Genomic DNA, 17,132 nt, shown 5'->3' with positions numbered 1-17,132 from the left:
AGGGGTGCCAAGATGTCCGAGGAATTGGAACGAACGATATTTCAAATTATCCTTCACGGAGGAAACGGCAGGAGCTTTTGCATGGAAGCGATAGCCGAAGCCAAAAAGGGCGATTTCGCCGCTGCAAAAGAAAAGATCCGGGCGGCTGACGAAGAACTGATCAAGGCGCATCATTTTCAGACAGCTTTGATTCAAAATGAAGCGAAGGGGGCGAAAACCGAACCCTCACTTCTCATGATTCATGCCCAAGATCATTTAATGAATGCGATGACCATGAAAGATTTGGCCGCGGAGATTGTCGAGCTGTATGAAAAAATGAATGTCCACGGAGGTGTCAATTGATGAAAAAAGGATTGAAAATCGTAACAATTGGCGGAGGTTCTAGTTATACGCCCGAGCTTGTCGAGGGATTAATCAAACGGCATGACCAACTTCCGGTCAGCGAGCTCTGGCTCGTCGATATACCGGAAGGGGAAGAAAAACTCAATATCGTCGGCACGCTGGCGAAGCGAATGGTCGAAAAAGCGGGCGTCCCGATCGAAGTCCATCTGACGCTCGACCGCAGGGAGGCTTTAAAAGACGCTGATTTTGTCACGACGCAATTCCGTGTCGGTTTGCTCGAAGCGAGGGCAAAAGATGAACGAATTCCATTAAAATACGGGGTGATCGGACAGGAAACAAATGGACCGGGCGGTCTTTTCAAGGGGCTCCGCACCATTCCGGTCATCCTTGAGATTGCAAAAGACATCGAAGAACTGTGCCCTGACGCGTGGCTTGTCAACTTTACCAACCCGGCAGGCATGGTGACTGAAGCACTGCTCCGCTACTCTAATTTGAAAAAAGTCGTCGGGCTCTGCAATGTGCCGATCGGCATGAAGATGGGGGTTGCAAAAGCGCTTGATGTTGATGAAAGCCGCATAAACATTCAATTTGCCGGATTAAATCATATGGTGTTCGGACTCGACGTTTTCCTGGACGGCGTCAGCGTCAAAGACAAAGTGATCGAAGCGATGGCAGATCCCGAAAATGCGATGACGATGAAAAACATTTCCGGAGAATCGTGGGAACCTGACTTTATCCGGGGGCTCGGCCTGATTCCGTGCGGCTACCACCGCTACTACTACAAAACGCAGGAGATGCTTGAACATGAACTGGAGGCTTCAAAAACGGAAGGGACGCGTGCAGAGGTCGTTCAGCAAGTTGAAAAGGAATTGTTTGAGCTGTATAAAGATCCGGAGCTGGCGATCAAACCGCCCCAGCTTGAAAAGCGCGGCGGCGCATATTACAGTGATGCCGCCTGCAATTTGATCAGCTCGATTTATAATGACAAGCACGATATTCAGCCTGTCAACACGATGAATAACGGAGCGATCGCAAGCATTCCGGATGACTCCGCAGTGGAAGTCAACTGTGTCATGACGAAAAACGGGCCGAAACCGATCGCGGTCGGAGATTTGCCTGTCACCGTGAGGGGCCTTGTCCAGCAAATCAAATCATTCGAACGCGTTGCGGCTGAAGCGGCTGTTACAGGTGATTACAACACCGCGCTTGTCGCCATGACAATCAACCCGCTCGTTCCGTCCGACAAGATTGCGAAACAAATACTGGACGAAATGCTTGAAGCGCATAAAGAGCATCTTCCGCAGTTTTTTAGATCTGTAGAAGCATAGGAATAAAATTGAGGTTCCGGTGTGTCAGCCGGAACCTTTTAATAGATATAGGCGCCGCCGTGTCCGAATGGCCCGGCGAAACAGCGGCCGTTCCATTCATGCCTACATATTTGCGCTTGCTTCTTTTTCTTTGACCAGATCTGACTGCCGGGCTTTGGCAAGCTGAGTGAATATGAGGATGCCGATGCCCGCAATGATTTCGATGAAGCCGCCGATTGCGATCACGCTTCCCGCGCCAAGCGTTTTTGCGGCATATCCGCAGGCAATTGCTCCTAAAGGAAGCGATAGATTTGTGATCATATGGATGACTGCGAACACTTGAGGTTGGTCATCCCCTTCGACAGATGTCTGGATAATCGTGAATTCGGGGACATTGATCGAACTGATGGCTGCTCCGAATGCAAAGGCTGCGAGAAATACGAGCGGCAGGAAAGTATTCAGTCCAGCGATAAAATAAGCCGCACCTTCAAGAATGCCTGCCGTGATGAAAAGGAGTCCGTACCTGTTGATTTTTACTTTTGCAAGGATAAAACCAAGTAAAAATGCTCCTCCTGCCGTCGTAGCCTTCAGCAGCGAGTGGATGAACGGCGTTCCGTTTAAATCCTCTGCAACATATACCGCAGAAAGGGCTTCCCAGGGTGAAGCCGCCAGGTTCATGAAGATGCAGTAAATCGCCAGCGGATATAATATTTTGTGGTTTTTCACCAATGTAAATCCTCTTTTTAATCTCGCAAAATATGTACCTCTTTGAGCAAGAGACTTAGATTGTGATTGATTCCGGATGATGGTGTATTTGATGCAAAGCACGAATAGGCCCGATATGATATAAAAGATAAATGAAAAGACCAAAGTCGTTGCAGGACCGATAAAAGTCAGCAGCACACCGCACAATGTAACGGCTCCCAGCCTGATGATTTCTGAAGAAGACTGGAGAATCGCGTTGGCTTTTTGGATGAGATTTTCGTTCACGATCTGCGGAATCAGCGTAATCGACGCCGGGTTATAAGTCGCACCAGTTGCCGAATGGATGATCATGAGCCCTAAAACAAACCACATCGGTGAAAAGCCGTTTAAGTAGCAAATCGGTATTGTAATGACGACGGCTGCTCTTGTTAAATCCGAAAAATACATCCAGAATTTCAGGGCGCTTCTTTTGACTAAAGGCCCTGTAACCGGCGCCAAAAAGGCTTCGGGGAGGAAAGTGACGGCAAGAAGCAGGGAGGTGCCGATTGCACCTTTTCCGTCAAAAATTAAGAACCATAAAATAGAGTTGAAGGCAAAACAGTCAGCCGAGATTTTGATTAGCCTGGAGATGAAAAGGAACGTGTAATTCTTTTCCCAGACGCTCAATTTTGTTTGATCCATTGTTCAGCGTCCTTTCTTGATTTGCATGTTACATGAGAACGGATAATCTCTCCTTTCCGGTGTGGTTATTGATAATTTTAACATAAAATATATAAAATGGAATCGTTTTGTGCGGGGGATTGACTAGGCGGAATGAAAAAGAGGGGCGAGCGGTGTGGAAACAGAGCCTGCCGCCGGTACATTTCGCGATAAGGGTGCAAGCCCTCTTTTTTGCAAAAGAGAGCTTAAACCGCTTAGCAGGATTGGCTGACTTTATCAACTTCAACTGTCCAGCCGAATGTGTCAGGCAAAGCGCCTTTTTGAATACCGGTGATCGTTTGGTAGAGCCTTTTGGCGATTTCGCCTGTTTGTCCGCTGTTGATCACAAGGCTTTCGTTTTTCCAGATCAGCTCGCCGACCGGGGAAATGACAGCGGCGGTTCCGGTGCCGAACGCTTCTTCAAGCAGACCGTCTTTGTGAGCCTGAACCAGTTCATCAACTGAAATTTTCCTTTCGGTTACGGAAAGTCCCCATTGTTTTAATAGATGAATGACGGAATTTCTCGTAATGCCTTCCAAAATACTTCCGTTTAGAGCCGGAGTGACAATTTCACCGCTGATTTTGAAGAAGATGTTCATGCTGCCTACTTCTTCAATGTATTTCTTTTCTACTCCGTCAAGCCAAAGTACTTGCGAGAAGCCTTTGCTTTCCGCCACTTCCTGAGCCTTCAGGCTCGCCGCGTAGTTGCCGGCCGTTTTCGCATTGCCTGTACCGCCTGCCACAGCACGGACAAATTCGCTTTCAACGGCAATTTTCACAGGGTGGATGCCTTCTTTGTAATAAGATCCAACCGGCGATAAAATGATCAGCATTTTATACATATTGGACGGAGCGACGCCGAGGTACGGTTCCGTTGAAATAATGAACGGACGGATATAAAGGGATGTCCCCTCAGCTTGAGGAATCCACTCTTTGTCGATCTGAACCAGCTGCTTCAGCCCTTCCAGAACGGTGTCAGGATCAACCCGCGGAATGCAGAGGCGGTCGTTGGATTTATTGAGCCTCTCGACGTTTTTTTCAGGTCTGAAGAGAAGAACGCTGCCTTCGCTTGATAAGTAAGCTTTTAACCCTTCAAAAACGGACTGCCCGTAGTGGTAAACCATTGCAGCCGGGTCCATTTCAATCGGCTGATAAGGAACGATTCTCGGATCGTGCCAGCCGTTTTCAGCCGTATAGTCCATGATAAACATGTGGTCGGTAAAGGTCCGGCCGAATTCGAGCCGGTCAGCCTCTGGCTTTTGCTTTTTTGCTGTACTGAGCTGTACGCTGATCGTTTGTTTTGTCATATTCATTCTCCCTGCCGTTTCTAGTCTTTTTCCAAAAAATATTTATCTTCTATTTTAAACCTTCTCTTGATAATCGCAATAGATTTCAGAGAAATTTGTAAAATAGAATTTTTGGAAACTTTAAAAATTTAAATCGGACAAAAAAAGGACTCCCCATGGGGGAATCCTTTTTTATGATGACTTTTTATAAAAGGATTCGATCTCCTGATCGACGTAAACCCAGCCTTTCCAGCCAAGGTGGAGCGTATCTTTCAAGAAGTATGGATCATATTCATGATTCGTTAAATCAGCAACTTGAAAGCCTTCTTGTTCGATTTCTTTTTTAATCTTTTTATAGAAATCTGTCCGGCCTTTTTTAGGGAAGCCGGTATAGTCGTAAAACTTGCCGTGGACCGGAACCGAGATGAACAGCGGTTCTGCGCCGGATTCTTTCAGAACATCCATCATGAGATGGAAATCGTGGAACTCGACTGACTCGGCATAGTTCATCTTTTTATTGTGGCCTTTAAGCTTTTTCAGCTTCGGCTTCAATTTCTTATAAACGCCGTTTGAAATTTTAAACTCATTGTTGCGGGATTCTTTGGCGCCGACCTTTTCGGCCATCTGCTTTAATTCATCCCACGATTTGTTTTTTACATCCTGGGAAATGGTCCGCTTCGGTCCGTTTCCTTCAACCATGGAATAGTAGATGTCCTTTTTCTCCAGAATGCTCCGGTAAGCTTTTGCCGGCGGCGTCAGAAGAGACAGCGCCACTTTGTCCTGGTCGAGCTCGGCTTTAAAAAGGGCTGAAAGCAGAGCGTCGTTTGTAACTGCATGAAATTTAAGCATGCGTTTGATCATTTTTTTCTTCAGCTCGGGATCGACATTTTGATTGAACACAAGATCGTATGCCTGCAAAGCCGAGAAGTTCGGCGCAAAGTGGGATTCGTCCGAGCCGTCTTTTTGAAACCACTGCGGAGAAATAATGAAAACGATTTTCTTGCCCTTTAATTGACCAGACTGCGCCGCAAAGTTGATTGCATGAATCAAGGACTGTGAACCGCCTTTCCCGACCAGGTAAGGCGTGAACCCTTGGTTGTTTACTTTAAAATAGTTAGACGGATGAAAGGCATCTAACCGGGACAATTCCGATGATCCGTAAATCGGCAGATATTTCGGATCTTCAAGCGCTTTGCCTTGAAGATACATACCCTGGAACATCATCGGGTTTATTTCTGTAGCTGAAGTTTCGACACGATCTTTAGGAACCAGTTTTGCCAGCCATGCATTTGGAATCAAGATCGCGGTGAAAAAAAGTAAAAATGCCAAGATGATTGGCCCGAATAAAAAACGCTTTTTCATTATCTCAACTCATTCAGCTGCTTTATGATTTGATTTGGCGTGTTCCATGCATCCCGGTCAAACTCTGTAATCGGCACTGTGATGTTAAAGTGGCTTTCGAATGCAAGCAGCAATTCCACCGTGCCGAAGGAATCGAGGATTCCCTCTTCAAAAATATCAATATCCGGATTTTCCTTTACGATATCGTCCTGACATACCTCTGCTAAAACTGAAAGTACTTCTTGATTAAAATCCATTATGAAAATCTCCTTTTAGTGTATTAGTTTCCCTGAGAAAATTAAAAATCCAAAACATACGAAGTGGAAGGTCACCACGACTGAGACGGCTGTCGTCCACTTATTGTTCGGCCACCACTTGTATTTCTTATTCCATTTTTCAAAGAAGTTAAAGCCGACCATGAGCAGCGCGTGATACAGCCCGTAGACGATGTACTGAGGGGCAAGGCCGTGCCAGACACCCATCAGAAGGAACAGCAGCACATATCCGATATTGGAAACAGCCATCCGGTTTGTGATCCATTTTTTCTTCGTCATCCAAAGGACAAAGCGCATGAACACGTAGTCTCTGAACCAGAATGAAAGCGACATATGCCAGCGGTTCCAGAAATCTTTAATATTGCGGCTGATGAACGGCTTATTAAAGTTTTCAGGGGATTTGATTCCCATGATATAGCTGACGCCGACCGCAAAAGCAGTGTAGCCGGCAAAATCAAAAAACAGATAAAGGCTGTACGCATACATGTATGCCAATCCATGCGAGATGCTGCCGGAAGTCAAAAACGGCAGTTTCATAATGACATACGTATTAATACAATAGCCGATAATGAATTTATATAAAAAGCCGAGAAAGATTTTATTGATTCCTTTGTAAAGCAGTTCTTCGTATTGCTCCTTCGTCCATACCGTCTGATCGTCTTTTTCAAAACGGCGGTACCTGTCGATCGGACCTGACGAGATGGTCGGGAAAAAGAGAATAAAGTAAAGCAGTCTGCTGATTGGGAGCTGCTTTTTAATGAGACCGTCGCGGGTTTCAATGATGAGCTGAACCCCTTTAAAAGTTAAATACGAGATACCGAGAAATGTTGCCCAGTTGTCAACGGCGAAAAACGGCAGCAGCTTTGACAGTGCCAGAGGCAGGATAGAAGCTGCTGCAGCGAGACAAAATACGATGCCGCTGTTCGCTTTGAGACGGTAAGCGATATAGCCTTTGATCAGAACCATCTGCCAAAGCGTAAACAGGCACAGCATGATCAGCCCGTGCAGGCTGTTTGAAAAAATAAGCGCCAGAACCAGAACGGAAACCGCCATGTTATATAAGCGGAAGCTTTTTCCGTTCAGTCCGAGAATGATGGTCGGCGCCAGTAAAATTCCTAATATGATGAAGAAAAGAAATGAACCATAGGGTGTCATACGGTTACCTCTTCTTTTAATCTCTTGCGGTCAATTTTACCGTTTGCTGTCATCGGAATCTCTTTTTGATACATGAATTTTCTCGGAATCATATATGCAGGCAGCTTGCTGCCCAAATCTTTCTTAATCGCGCTGGTTAACTGGTATTCCTTTTCGAAATCGTGTTCGGCAGGCACGATCATGGCGATCAGATACTCGATTTTCTCCTCGCGGTAGTATGGAATAACGACCGCCGACTGCACGTATCGGGACTGATTGATTTGGTATTCGATCTCTTCAAGCTCAATCCGGTAGCCATGCAGTTTGATTTGGAAATCGAGTCTTCCGAGGAAGAACAGCTGGCCGTTTTCTTTGTACCCTGCGTCACCGGTGCGATAAGCAGGGGCGCCGTTGTAAGAGAAAAACGCTTTTTCCGTCAGCGCTTTTTCGCCTAAATAGCCTTTGCTGACGCTGGCTCCGGTAATAATGATCTCGCCTTTTTCCCCTTCTTGGACGGCTTTTCCGTCTTCATCGATGATCACGATCTCGGTTTCCGGCTTTTCAGAACCGACGGGAAGAGAAGAATACTTGTTTAATACGTCGTCTGTTACTTCGATGGAAGTGACGGCAACAGTCGCTTCGGTCGGGCCGTATGTGTTAAAAACACGAGCCTTCGGAAATCTCTCTTTAAGTTGTCTGGCGACTGACGCGGGAAGCGTTTCTCCGCAGAACATAAACAAGCTCAGTTCAGGAAGCAGCTCTTCAGAATAAGACGGATCCATCAAGCACATTTGTGCGAATGAAGGCGTTGATGTCCAGACGTTGACGTTGGATTGTTTCAGCGCTTCAAACAACAGTTTCGGCCGGTTAATCATATCTTTCGTAACCGTCCATAATGTGCCTCCGGACTGCAGGCACGGATAAAGGTCCATCACCGATAAATCAAAGGAAAACGGGGCTTGATTTAAGAACACTTGGCCGCTTTCCACCGGAAAGTCATTCGTGATCCAATCTGTGAAGCTCTGAAGATTGGCGGCTGAGATTTGCACGCCTTTTGGATTTCCCGTGCTTCCGGATGTGTAGATAATGTAAAAGGTATCTTCACCGTGAACCCAGCGGCCGGGATCTGTCTCCGGCACCCCGTCTCCTTCAAGAACGCCCGGTTCCACAACGGAAATGAGGGCATCTCCCGTGTCAACCGAAGTGCCTGAGTTATTGAGTATAAGCTCGGCTTTTGAGCTGTTGATGATTTTCAGAATCCGGTCTGCCGGAATCGATACGTCAACTGGAATGTACGGATGGCCGGCTTTCACGCAAGCCAGGAAAGAAACCGCCATGACCGGTTTCATATGTCCGTAGACAATGATCGGAGAAGCCTCTGTTAATGCTTCGCTTTGAATCCGCGCGGCAAGGCGCTCAGATTGTGACCAAAGCTCTCCGTATGTCAGCTTTTCTTCTTCATTCACAAAAGCAAGGGTATCGGGTTGTGTTTGCGCGTATTTTTTAATAGTTTCTATCAGTTTCATTGTTTTTTTCTCCATTAAAAGTCATTATAAATATATGAACCTGTATTTGCTGTGTGGAATCCGTAAATTAAAAACAGCAGTACGAGAATAAGAAAGTAATAGGAAGTGTTGAGCAGCCACTTCATTGTTGTTTTTTCATACAACATTTTTAGCTTATTTAACATTGATCTTTTCCTTTCCGTTATTGAATTGCCTTAACAACAGTATAAGACGAAAATGTTGTATAAAAGTTTCATTTGTGGGAGAGTTTTATTTCTGAGCGTTGTCAGCTCAGAGCCTATCCTATTATAAACATTTTTTGTTATTGTGGAAATAACTTCTTTTTAAATCACAAAAAAACAGGCTCATATGAAAAGCGGAGCGCTTTTCGATATGAACCTGCAGTTTGTCGGAAGTGCGTGAAGGAATTAATACTTTACAAAAGCGGAACCCACAATGATCAGCAAAATAAATAATACAACGATCAAAGCGAAGCTATTAGAGTATGACATATTCTCACCTCCGAAAAGTGGTAATACAGAATATGAATGTTTTATGACTTTTGAAAGGGAAATAAATTTATAAAAGTGGAAAATGATCAACCAGACCACTTTTTGATCTTGCGATTTAAGTCGAAACTTTACCGTGGATGTGCCCGTCTACTAACTGAAAAAACGATATGATGTCATAAGGAGAAAAATATAATGGATATGGCGATAGATAAGATGATAGGACTGCCTGAAGCCCAGATAGAAGATTTAAGAAACCTGATGGAGGACTGGAAGAACGAACTCCTTGTCTATAAATTTGCCTTGGATCAAATGGATACGAAATTTTCGATTATCAGCCAGGAATATAATTTAATCCATGGCCATAACCCGATTGAGCATACGAAATCAAGGGTAAAAAGCTTTGAAAGCCTGATCAACAAGCTTGTGCGGAAGGGCTGCGATATTACGACAAAGGCCGCTAAGGAGCACATCAATGATATCGCAGGTCTCAGAATCGTCTGCTCGTTTTTATCCGATATTTACAATATGGTTGAAGTGCTGAAGGAACACGAAGACATCAAGATTTTAAACATGAAAGACTACATTAAAAATCCGAAGCCGAACGGATACAGGAGCCTCCATCTGATTGTAGAAGTGCCTGTTTACTTGACCAACCGCGTCGAGCACGCCAAGGTGGAGATTCAAATCAGGACGATCGCGATGGATTTTTGGGCGAGCCTCGAACATAAAATCTACTACAAATTGAACAATGAAGTGCCGAACCAGCTCACGGATGAGCTGAAAGAAGCGGCTGACATCGCGAACTATCTGGATGAAAAGATGCTTCATATTCGAACAAAAGCGGATCAATAAAAAGCAGCCGGGCATTTTTTAGCCCGGCTGCTATTTTTTTTTGCCGCTTGACCCGAAGTTGTCAATCCTTGAATATCAACCTCATATGTAATATCGGATTCGGTGAAAATCTCATCCCATTTCCCTTCCGCTTTTTCGATTCCAGAATTTCAAGACGTCCGTCCGGTATTCACCCTGCAGTTTGCCGAGCGCGCTCTTCATCCACACTTTCACCTGATCTCCGGCAAGACGCTCGACTTCTTTCCGCTTTTTGTTTTGGAAATCATGGCCCGGCGATGCCTTCGCGTTCTTCTTTTGTGAACTTTTCACTATGCCAGCTTCGTCAAATATGTTTTTCAACTAAAAGAAAAGAGGAAGAACGCTCCTTTGTATCAAAGGTTATGACTGTCATGAATCGAAAAAAGAAAACAAGAAAATGATAAGAGCACGAGGAGGTCTAAAAATGAAATCGGATATTGAAAAACTTGCGGAATGCGGTTTGCAAAACGGAGCGGCAGCGATGATGAACCGGGAGTCGCAACGGCTTGATGCTGCTTTATACGGGACCGTCGGCAATGCTTTCGGCCGTGATGCGGGTACGGAAGGTAAAGCGGACGGAGCTGGCGAAAGGCTGCTTTACCCTAAGTAAATGGCCGGATTGAAAAAGAACCGCGCCCTGTTTTTAACAGCCGTTGCATCAGGGACGATGCTGAATCCGCTCAATTCTTCAATGATTTCTTTGGCGCTGCACAGCATCCAGCATGAGTTTCATCTTTCATTTGCAACCGTATCGTGGCTGATTTCATCTTTTTATTTAGCCAGTGCGGTCGCGCAGCCTGTCACGGGAAAAATCGGCGATTTAATCGGTCGGAAAAAGATGTTTTTGTCAGGGCTTGTTCTCGTTGCCGTATCGGCAATCGGCGCTCCTCTCGCACCGGCTTTTTCCGTCTTGCTGATCATGCGTTTGTTTCAATCGATTGGGAGCGGCGCCATTTATCCTTCGGGAGTGGGCCTGATCAGAAGTCACATTCATGAAAAGCGGGCGTCGGCACTAAGTGTGCTGTCCATTTTTTCTTCGGCTATGACCGCTTTTGGACCGACTGTGGGGGGATTTTTAATCGTTCTCGGGGGCTGGCCCGCCATTTTCCTTGTGAACTTTCCATTTATTTTGTTCAGCTTTTTGCTGGGGATGTACATGTTTCCGAAAGATGAGAAAAAAGCCGGCTTAAATGTCCGCGCCGTCATCAAGCGGCTTGATCTGACCGGGATTCTTCTGTTTGCGGGAGGAATCGTTCTCCTGCTGGCATTCCTGCTCTCATTAAGCACGGGCGAGCCCCGTTTTGCCGAGGGGATGTTCGGGCTTGTCTTGCTTTTGATGTTTGTTTGGTGGGAGCTGAGAGTGAGCAGCCCGTTTATTGATATCAGACTGTTGATCGCGCGCAGGACGCTAACTTCGGTCTATGCTCAATTTATTATGCTGAACATCTTTAACTACTGTTTGTTTTTTGGACTTCCGAGTTATTTTCAGGATGAAATGCATCTTTCCGTTCAAGCGAGCGGTCTTTTGATGCTGTTCATGTCCGGGACGAGCGTATTGGTTTCACCTTTCGTCGGGAAATGGATTGACCGTTCAGGTGAAACGCAGCCTGTTTTCATTGGTTCTTGCATAATGGCGGCCGGCGCCATCCTGCTTACATTGTTTTTTGTCGATGCACCGATGTTGTGGAAAGGCATTATCCTCTCTTTGCTGGGGGTCAGCTACGGACTCGGCAATGTCGCCCTGCAGGCTGCCATGTTTACGGCAAGTCCGCCGGACATCGTCGGGACCACTTCGGGGCTCTTCCAAACATGCCGCTATCTTGGCTCGATCTTTTCGTCCGTCATTCTGGGTCTGTTGTTTGGAGAAGAAATAACCGCGGGTCATTTTCAGGATCTGGGGGTGGTCATGATTGTGGTTGCCATCGGCAGCGTTTTGATGAGCTTCCGGTTTATTAAGCTGATGAAGGATTGAAAAGAAGCGGTATAAAAAAAGGAGCAGATCAATTCGATCTGCTCCTTTTTAATATTATTGGGCGACTGAGCTGTAAGACGGTTTTCTGTTTTCTTTTTTGCTCAGGTTATACACGGCTGTTCCCGCGATTTGACCGGCTGTTTTCAGCCTGTCTTTGCTGATGTGTTCAATCGTGTCGTAAGGGGTGTGGTACCAAGGCTCCAATGCACCTGTTCCCGGCTCTCTCCAAATGAAGTTGGCCGAGTCGATGCCGGCTTCATGGAATGGGACATGGTCGGATGATCCGCCTTGATGTAAAAATAATACGTCTTTCCCAAGGCTTAAAGAAGCGGCTTTACTTAGCTCCCAGACGAGGTTTGCCGAACCGTCGGGTGTATTGATGTACAGCTGTGAAGCATTTTCCCAGCTTGTCGCCACCATATCTAAGTTAAAGTTGGCAACGCTCTGTTTGACTTCCCGCTCTGACAAGGTGCTGACATAATGGCGCGATCCGAGGAGACCGATTTCTTCGGCACCGAATGTAATAAAGCGAATTTCTTTGTCGGCTGGAACCGTCTTCATGATCCGGGCCAGTTCAAGGACGACTGAAGTGCCGGAGGCATTGTCATTGGCTCCGGGAGCATAAGGGACGCTGTCATAATGCGAAGTCACATACACGATGTCCGGATTTTTGACACCTTTTGCTTTGCGGACGCCGATCACGTTTTGCGATGTTTGATTTTTATGAGCCTTCAGCTTCAAGATCGCTTCTTGTTCAGAAAGCAGCTTTTCTCCGTCTTCCTTTTTGACGCCGACTACCGGAACATCGACTTTATTACCGCTGAGATTTGGAGTCAGAGGGACGAGGCCGTCGACGTTATTATAAATGATCACTCCGCTTGCGCCTGCGTCAGCAGCGTTTTTTGCTTTTTCATAGAATGTCAGCTCGCCTCTTAAAATGACGGCGATTTTGCCTCTCGCTTCCTCGGTGAAGTCGCCGGGCAGGCCGAGGCCGGCATCATAGAGAGGAGCTGCCAGGCCTTCTGCTGCTGTCGGGGCGGAACCGGCGGCAGGCCGCGAAGGCACGTTATTTCCCTGAACGGTAAGCGTTCCTTCCAGCCGATCAGGTATGCTGAAGGTTTGTGTGGTCACTTTCAGATTTGATTTTTTCATCTGTGAGGCGATGAAAGCGGCGCTCTTTTTTTCTTCCGCCGTGCCTGTCACACGCGGTCCGATTGTTTCGCTTAAATGGTAAATCGTTTGATAGGCGCGATTTTCGTTGATTTTTTTGCTGAATTTTTCGACATCTTTTGCGATGGCTGTTTCCTGAGGCGCCGCTTGAACAGCATTTCCCGTTCCATCGGCGAACACGCCGCCTGCTATTACGGATAGCGCCAATCCGATCATCATCATTTTTCTCTTCATACATAAACCTCCTTGATGGTCTTGTTTTCCTGAGAAGAGATATTCGCAGCTGAGCGGGTGAATCCTGCATGCATCTGATAAATGATTCGATAGACCAGTAATTTGAAGTTTGATAAAAAAGTTTTTTTGTTTAATAGGATAGTTGACGTGAGCATTCTTTCTGTTTAGAATACGTCCGAATTATCAGGATCCTGATTTTGAATCACATATGTGAATGTTGGAGGGTGTCATGTCAGTAAAATCCGCGGTACGTGTTGTACGTATATTTGAATTGCTGTCAAATCATCCGGATGGATTAACCGTAAAGGAGATCAGCAAAGAATTGTCGCTGCCGCAGAGCAGTACATTCAATTTGGCTGCTACACTTTTGGATGAAGGATACCTTCAGCAGGATGCTATCAAGCGTTACAGGCTGGGGGCAAAACTGATCCAAGTTGGAACCGCTGCCATGGAGTCGATCGACATTTCGTCGCAAGGTGTTCCGTTTTTAAAACAGCTGATGGACGGCGTTCAGGAGACGGTGTTTATGGCCGTTCTATCCGATGATCAGCTCGTCTACATCGCAAAAATCGATAACAACAGGTCAATCAGAACAACCGCACAGCCCGGTTCGCGCAAGCCGCTATATTGCACCGGGCTTGGCAAGGCATTTTTGGCATTCATGCCGGAGGACAAAAGGGAAGGGCTGCTCGACCGCATGGAATTTATCCGGTTTACCGGGCATACCATCACCGCCAGAGATGAGCTGGAAAAGCAGCTGCAGACATTTTTGGAACAGGGATATGCCGTTGACAATGAAGAAAATGAAGAAGGTTTGTTTTGTCTGGCGGCTCCTGTCTATGGTCCGGATGGCGTAATGAAGGCGGCGATCAGCACCGCCGGGCCAAAGGAGCGCATGCTCGCAAGAAAGGCACTTATCGTTGAGCAGCTGCTTCACACAGCCGGAAAAATTACAGAAAGCATTGGCGGATTTAAAAAGCCGCTTTAGCAAAGGGGGAGAGTTCTGATGGATGTTATTAGCATAGGAGAGACAATGGCGCTGTTCACTCCGAATGAAGACGGCCCTCTCAGATACGCAAGAAACTATCAGGTGAGAATAGCGGGCGCAGAAACCAACACGCTGATCGGGCTTTCGAAGCTCGGGAAAAAAGCCGGCTGGATTACCCGGCTTGGAAAAGACGAGTTCGGGGCGATGATTCTTTCTGCTGTCAGAGGAGAAGGAGTCGATGTCAGCCAAGTGAAGCTCGATGACACGGCGCCGACCGGTTTGTTTTTTAAAGAAAGGAAAAGCGCGGCCAAAGTCAATGTCTTCTATTACAGGACGCTTTCAGCGGCGAGTTTTTTGAAAAAAAGCGATATTGATGAGCCATACATTGAGAAAGCGGGGTTTTTATACATTACGGGAATTACCCCGGCTTTAAGTGAAAGCGCTTCAGATGCAGTGTTTTATGCAGTGGAGCTCGCCAAAAAGCATAATAAATGTGTTGTATTTGATCCGAATTTTCGAAAAAAGCTCTGGGACGGAGAGCGGGCGCGGCAGACGATGTTTGATTTGATCAAACAGTCTGATATCGTGCTTCCCGGCTTGAGCGAAGGGCGTTTTTTGTTCGGCACCACTGATGAGAAAAAAATAGCGGAAGCCATCCGCGGGCACGGGGCTGAAACCGCCATCGTCAAGCTTGGTGCAAAAGGCGCCTATTATTCCAGCGGGAATGAAAACGGCTATGCGGAAGGCTATCAGATTCAGACTGCAGCGGACCCCGTGGGTGCCGGAGACGGCTTTGCAGCCGGTGTATTATCGGGTTTGATTGATCATATTCCGCTTTCTCAAGCTGTCAAACGCGGCTGTGCCGTCGGCGCCATGGTAGCTGCGGTAAACGGTGATATTGAAGGGCTGCCTGACAGCGATTCACTGTTTGCGTTTATGGAACAATCTGATGAAGAAGATGTCAGCCGATAAAAAACCGTAAAGAAAGGGTGGCAGAAATGCATGTATTGTCACAAATCAAAGAACAAAAAGTGATTGCGATCATCCGCGGATACAATCCGGAGGAGGCAGTGAGCATTGCAGGCGCCTTAAAAGCGGGCGGCATCAGGCTTGTGGAAATTACGCTTAATTCCCCTCAAGCGATCAAAGCGATTGAAGCGGTTTCAGAAGATGTTGGAGACGAAATGCTTATCGGAGCGGGAACCGTTCTTGATCCCGAATCTGCGAGAGCGGCGCTTTTAGCCGGCGCGCGGTTTATCCTGTCGCCAACTGTTCATGAAGAGACGATCAAGCTGACAAAGCGATATGGAGCGATCAGCATTCCGGGCGCCTTTACCCCGACGGAAATATTGACGGCGTATGAAAGCGGTGGAGACATCATCAAAGTATTTCCCGGAACGATGGGGCCTGGCTATATCAAAGATATCCACGGACCGCTTCCGCATATTCCGCTGCTTCCGACGGGAGGGGTAGGGTTGGAAAACCTTCACGAGTTTTTACAGGCCGGTGCGGTCGGTGCTGGAATCGGCGGTTCACTTGTGAGGGCTCATCAAGATGTGAATGACGCGTTTTTAGAAGAGCTGTCCAAAAAAGCAAAGCAATTTGTTGAAGCAGCAAAACAGTAAAAGGGGAGATCAGAGATGAAAATAACGGGATTCGAGTGTTTCCAAATTCCACCGCGCTGGCTTTTCTTAAAAATCGAAACGGATGAAGGCATTACAGGGTGGGGAGAGCCGGTAATCGAGGGAAAGGCGGCGACAGTTAAGGCGGCTGTCGGCGAGTTAATGGAATATTTAATCGGCAAAGACCCGATGAACATTGAAGACCACTGGAATGTCATGTACAGAGGCGGGTTTTATCGGGGCGGACCCATTCTGATGAGCGCGATTGCAGGAATCGATCAAGCGCTTTGGGACATTAAGGGCAAGTTTTACAATGCGCCCGTGCATCAGCTGCTCGGAGGGAAGAGCAGGGAATCGATCAAGGTCTATTCCTGGATTGGCGGAGACAGGCCTCAAGACGTCGGCCTCGCTGCCAAGGAGGTGGTTGACCAAGGCTTTACAGCCGTCAAAATGAACGGCACGGAAGAGCTGCAATACATTGATTCACATGAAAAAATCGATCAGGTGATTGAAAGAATATCAGCCGTCAGAGAAGCTGTCGGCCCGTACATTGGAATCGGCATCGACTTTCACGGCAGGGTGCACAAGCCGATGGCGAAGATTTTGGCAAAAGAGCTTGAACCGTTTCGCCCGATGTTTATAGAAGAGCCTGTTCTGCCGGAAAACAACGAGGCGCTCCGCGATATCGCCAGCCTCGTCTCAATTCCGATTGCGACCGGAGAACGAATGTTTTCAAAGTGGCAGTTTAAAGATCTGCTGACTGACGGCTATGTCGATATTATTCAGCCTGACTTGTCACACGCCGGCGGAATTACCGAATGCAAAAAGATCCTGTCGATGGCGGAAGCATTTGATGTCGCCGCCGCTCCTCACTGTCCGCTGGGCCCGATCGCTCTGGCGGCCTGCCTTCAGGTTGATGCAACGTGCCACAATGCATTTATACAGGAACAAAGCTTAGGAATCCATTACAACAAAGGCACGGATTTGCTTGATTATATAGTGGATCAAAAGGTGTTTTTCTATGAAGACGGCTATGTCCGGATTCCGGATGGCCCGGGCCTTGGGGTGGACATCAATGAAGATCATGTCCGGAAAATGGCTGATATCGGGCATAACTGGCGCAATCCGGTATGGCGGCACAAGGACGGAAGCATAGCTGAATGGTAAAAA

General features: G+C 46.9%; 19 protein-coding genes. 9 read left to right on the top strand and 10 right to left on the bottom strand.

Features of this window, described 5'->3' with window-relative positions:
- Nucleotides 1-12 precede the first annotated feature (12 nt).
- Together MHB72_RS20950 and licH are read left to right on the top strand one after the other, a co-directional pair.
- Nucleotides 13-342, top strand: coding sequence for a PTS lactose/cellobiose transporter subunit IIA (locus tag MHB72_RS20950; protein ID WP_020453402.1), 330 nt, complete (start codon nucleotides 13-15; stop codon nucleotides 340-342).
- Nucleotides 342-1,670, top strand: a complete 1,329-nt coding sequence (gene licH / locus MHB72_RS20945; RefSeq protein WP_020453401.1) for a 6-phospho-beta-glucosidase LicH — start codon at nucleotides 342-344, stop codon at nucleotides 1,668-1,670. The genes MHB72_RS20950 and licH overlap by 1 nt, the downstream gene beginning before the upstream one ends.
- A gap of 102 nt (nucleotides 1,671-1,772) precedes the next feature.
- Here licH and MHB72_RS20940 read toward each other — a convergent pair whose 3' ends face one another.
- The 8 genes from MHB72_RS20940 to MHB72_RS20905 form a co-directional block, all read right to left on the bottom strand.
- Nucleotides 1,773-3,035: an MFS transporter gene (locus tag MHB72_RS20940; protein ID WP_020453400.1), complete on the bottom strand. Its 1,263-nt coding sequence runs from the start codon at nucleotides 3,033-3,035 to the stop codon at nucleotides 1,773-1,775.
- 233 nt (nucleotides 3,036-3,268) lie between these two features.
- Nucleotides 3,269-4,360 carry a branched-chain amino acid aminotransferase gene (locus MHB72_RS20935; protein ID WP_020453399.1) on the bottom strand — a complete coding sequence of 364 codons (1,092 nt, stop codon included), beginning with the start codon at nucleotides 4,358-4,360 and terminating at the stop codon, nucleotides 3,269-3,271.
- Nucleotides 4,361-4,531: 171 nt separating this feature from the next.
- Complete coding sequence (gene dltD, locus MHB72_RS20930; protein ID WP_023856956.1) at nucleotides 4,532-5,701, bottom strand: D-alanyl-lipoteichoic acid biosynthesis protein DltD; 1,170 nt, start codon at nucleotides 5,699-5,701, stop codon at nucleotides 4,532-4,534.
- Nucleotides 5,701-5,937 (bottom strand): D-alanine--poly(phosphoribitol) ligase subunit 2, encoded by a 237-nt coding sequence (gene dltC / locus MHB72_RS20925; RefSeq protein WP_003186284.1) that lies wholly within the window; start codon nucleotides 5,935-5,937, stop codon nucleotides 5,701-5,703. Before dltC ends, dltD begins: the two co-directional genes overlap by 1 nt.
- A gap of 15 nt (nucleotides 5,938-5,952) precedes the next feature.
- A complete protein-coding gene (gene dltB / locus MHB72_RS20920) occupies nucleotides 5,953-7,110 on the bottom strand; it encodes a D-alanyl-lipoteichoic acid biosynthesis protein DltB (RefSeq protein WP_023856957.1) in 1,158 nt (385 codons plus the stop codon).
- Nucleotides 7,107-8,615 (bottom strand): D-alanine--poly(phosphoribitol) ligase subunit DltA, encoded by a 1,509-nt coding sequence (dltA, locus tag MHB72_RS20915; RefSeq protein ID WP_023856958.1) that lies wholly within the window; start codon nucleotides 8,613-8,615, stop codon nucleotides 7,107-7,109. Before dltA ends, dltB begins: the two co-directional genes overlap by 4 nt.
- Before the next feature lie 14 nt (nucleotides 8,616-8,629).
- On the bottom strand, nucleotides 8,630-8,779 hold the full coding sequence (locus MHB72_RS20910; protein WP_023856959.1) for a teichoic acid D-Ala incorporation-associated protein DltX: 150 nt from the start codon (nucleotides 8,777-8,779) through the stop codon (nucleotides 8,630-8,632).
- A 243-nt stretch (nucleotides 8,780-9,022) separates the two neighbouring features.
- Nucleotides 9,023-9,106: a YjcZ family sporulation protein gene (locus tag MHB72_RS20905; RefSeq protein WP_016885663.1), complete on the bottom strand. Its 84-nt coding sequence runs from the start codon at nucleotides 9,104-9,106 to the stop codon at nucleotides 9,023-9,025.
- A 213-nt stretch (nucleotides 9,107-9,319) separates the two neighbouring features.
- On the opposite strand from MHB72_RS20905, the gene MHB72_RS20900 reads away from it, so the two are divergent.
- Complete coding sequence (locus MHB72_RS20900; protein WP_031305127.1) at nucleotides 9,320-9,958, top strand: GTP pyrophosphokinase; 639 nt, start codon at nucleotides 9,320-9,322, stop codon at nucleotides 9,956-9,958.
- 111 nt (nucleotides 9,959-10,069) lie between these two features.
- Here the strand turns inward: MHB72_RS20900 and MHB72_RS20895 are convergent, their stop codons facing one another.
- Complete coding sequence (locus MHB72_RS20895) at nucleotides 10,070-10,267, bottom strand: hypothetical protein (protein WP_216919698.1); 198 nt, start codon at nucleotides 10,265-10,267, stop codon at nucleotides 10,070-10,072.
- A 133-nt stretch (nucleotides 10,268-10,400) separates the two neighbouring features.
- Here MHB72_RS20895 and MHB72_RS20890 point away from each other — a divergent pair, with 133 nt between their 5' ends.
- Together MHB72_RS20890 and MHB72_RS20885 are read left to right on the top strand one after the other, a co-directional pair.
- Nucleotides 10,401-10,586: a hypothetical protein gene (locus tag MHB72_RS20890; protein WP_216919257.1), complete on the top strand. Its 186-nt coding sequence runs from the start codon at nucleotides 10,401-10,403 to the stop codon at nucleotides 10,584-10,586.
- Nucleotides 10,587-11,948, top strand: a complete 1,362-nt coding sequence (locus tag MHB72_RS20885) for an MFS transporter (protein ID WP_216919260.1) — start codon at nucleotides 10,587-10,589, stop codon at nucleotides 11,946-11,948.
- Between the two features lie 54 nt (nucleotides 11,949-12,002).
- On the opposite strand, the gene MHB72_RS20880 is transcribed toward MHB72_RS20885, so the two are convergent.
- The gene (locus MHB72_RS20880) at nucleotides 12,003-13,352 is read right to left on the bottom strand and encodes a M28 family peptidase (RefSeq protein ID WP_216919262.1); all 1,350 of its coding nucleotides are present in this window, start codon (nucleotides 13,350-13,352) and stop codon (nucleotides 12,003-12,005) included.
- Between the two features lie 229 nt (nucleotides 13,353-13,581).
- On the opposite strand from MHB72_RS20880, the gene MHB72_RS20875 reads away from it, so the two are divergent.
- From MHB72_RS20875 to dgoD, 4 genes are read left to right on the top strand one after another with little or no spacing between them, the layout of a single operon-like run.
- Nucleotides 13,582-14,340: an IclR family transcriptional regulator gene (locus MHB72_RS20875; protein ID WP_020453391.1), complete on the top strand. Its 759-nt coding sequence runs from the start codon at nucleotides 13,582-13,584 to the stop codon at nucleotides 14,338-14,340.
- Nucleotides 14,341-14,358: 18 nt separating this feature from the next.
- Nucleotides 14,359-15,312, top strand: a complete 954-nt coding sequence (locus tag MHB72_RS20870) for a sugar kinase (protein ID WP_216919264.1) — start codon at nucleotides 14,359-14,361, stop codon at nucleotides 15,310-15,312.
- Between the two features lie 26 nt (nucleotides 15,313-15,338).
- On the top strand, nucleotides 15,339-15,965 hold the full coding sequence (locus MHB72_RS20865; protein WP_023856968.1) for a bifunctional 4-hydroxy-2-oxoglutarate aldolase/2-dehydro-3-deoxy-phosphogluconate aldolase: 627 nt from the start codon (nucleotides 15,339-15,341) through the stop codon (nucleotides 15,963-15,965).
- A 15-nt stretch (nucleotides 15,966-15,980) separates the two neighbouring features.
- Nucleotides 15,981-17,129 carry a galactonate dehydratase gene (gene dgoD / locus MHB72_RS20860; protein ID WP_023856969.1) on the top strand — a complete coding sequence of 383 codons (1,149 nt, stop codon included), beginning with the start codon at nucleotides 15,981-15,983 and terminating at the stop codon, nucleotides 17,127-17,129.
- The last annotated feature ends 3 nt before the right edge of the window (nucleotides 17,130-17,132 follow it).

Source organism: Bacillus sp. FSL K6-1284 (assembly GCF_038002625.1).
In the GTDB taxonomy this organism is placed as follows: Bacteria; Bacillota; Bacilli; order Bacillales; family Bacillaceae; genus Bacillus; species Bacillus paralicheniformis.
The sequence above is the reverse complement of the archived record's forward strand: the minus strand, read 5'-3'. Positions and strand labels throughout refer to the sequence as shown.

Coding starts and splice junctions, on each gene's coding strand:
- dltD (WP_023856956.1), bottom strand. CDS start 5,701: ATGAAAAAGCGTTTTTTATTCGGGCCAATCATCTTGGCATTTTTACTT.
- dgoD (WP_023856969.1), top strand. CDS start 15,981: ATGAAAATAACGGGATTCGAGTGTTTCCAAATTCCACCGCGCTGGCTT.
- dltB (WP_023856957.1), bottom strand. CDS start 7,110: ATGACACCCTATGGTTCATTTCTTTTCTTCATCATATTAGGAATTTTA.
- MHB72_RS20905 (WP_016885663.1), bottom strand. CDS start 9,106: ATGTCATACTCTAATAGCTTCGCTTTGATCGTTGTATTATTTATTTTG.
- dltA (WP_023856958.1), bottom strand. CDS start 8,615: ATGAAACTGATAGAAACTATTAAAAAATACGCGCAAACACAACCCGAT.
- MHB72_RS20940 (WP_020453400.1), bottom strand. CDS start 3,035: ATGGATCAAACAAAATTGAGCGTCTGGGAAAAGAATTACACGTTCCTT.
- MHB72_RS20910 (WP_023856959.1), bottom strand. CDS start 8,779: ATGTTAAATAAGCTAAAAATGTTGTATGAAAAAACAACAATGAAGTGG.
- MHB72_RS20870 (WP_216919264.1), top strand. CDS start 14,359: ATGGATGTTATTAGCATAGGAGAGACAATGGCGCTGTTCACTCCGAAT.
- licH (WP_020453401.1), top strand. CDS start 342: ATGAAAAAAGGATTGAAAATCGTAACAATTGGCGGAGGTTCTAGTTAT.
- MHB72_RS20950 (WP_020453402.1), top strand. CDS start 13: ATGTCCGAGGAATTGGAACGAACGATATTTCAAATTATCCTTCACGGA.
- MHB72_RS20865 (WP_023856968.1), top strand. CDS start 15,339: ATGCATGTATTGTCACAAATCAAAGAACAAAAAGTGATTGCGATCATC.
- MHB72_RS20935 (WP_020453399.1), bottom strand. CDS start 4,360: ATGACAAAACAAACGATCAGCGTACAGCTCAGTACAGCAAAAAAGCAA.
- MHB72_RS20890 (WP_216919257.1), top strand. CDS start 10,401: ATGAAATCGGATATTGAAAAACTTGCGGAATGCGGTTTGCAAAACGGA.
- MHB72_RS20880 (WP_216919262.1), bottom strand. CDS start 13,352: ATGAAGAGAAAAATGATGATGATCGGATTGGCGCTATCCGTAATAGCA.
- MHB72_RS20885 (WP_216919260.1), top strand. CDS start 10,587: ATGGCCGGATTGAAAAAGAACCGCGCCCTGTTTTTAACAGCCGTTGCA.
- dltC (WP_003186284.1), bottom strand. CDS start 5,937: ATGGATTTTAATCAAGAAGTACTTTCAGTTTTAGCAGAGGTATGTCAG.
- MHB72_RS20900 (WP_031305127.1), top strand. CDS start 9,320: ATGATAGGACTGCCTGAAGCCCAGATAGAAGATTTAAGAAACCTGATG.
- MHB72_RS20875 (WP_020453391.1), top strand. CDS start 13,582: ATGTCAGTAAAATCCGCGGTACGTGTTGTACGTATATTTGAATTGCTG.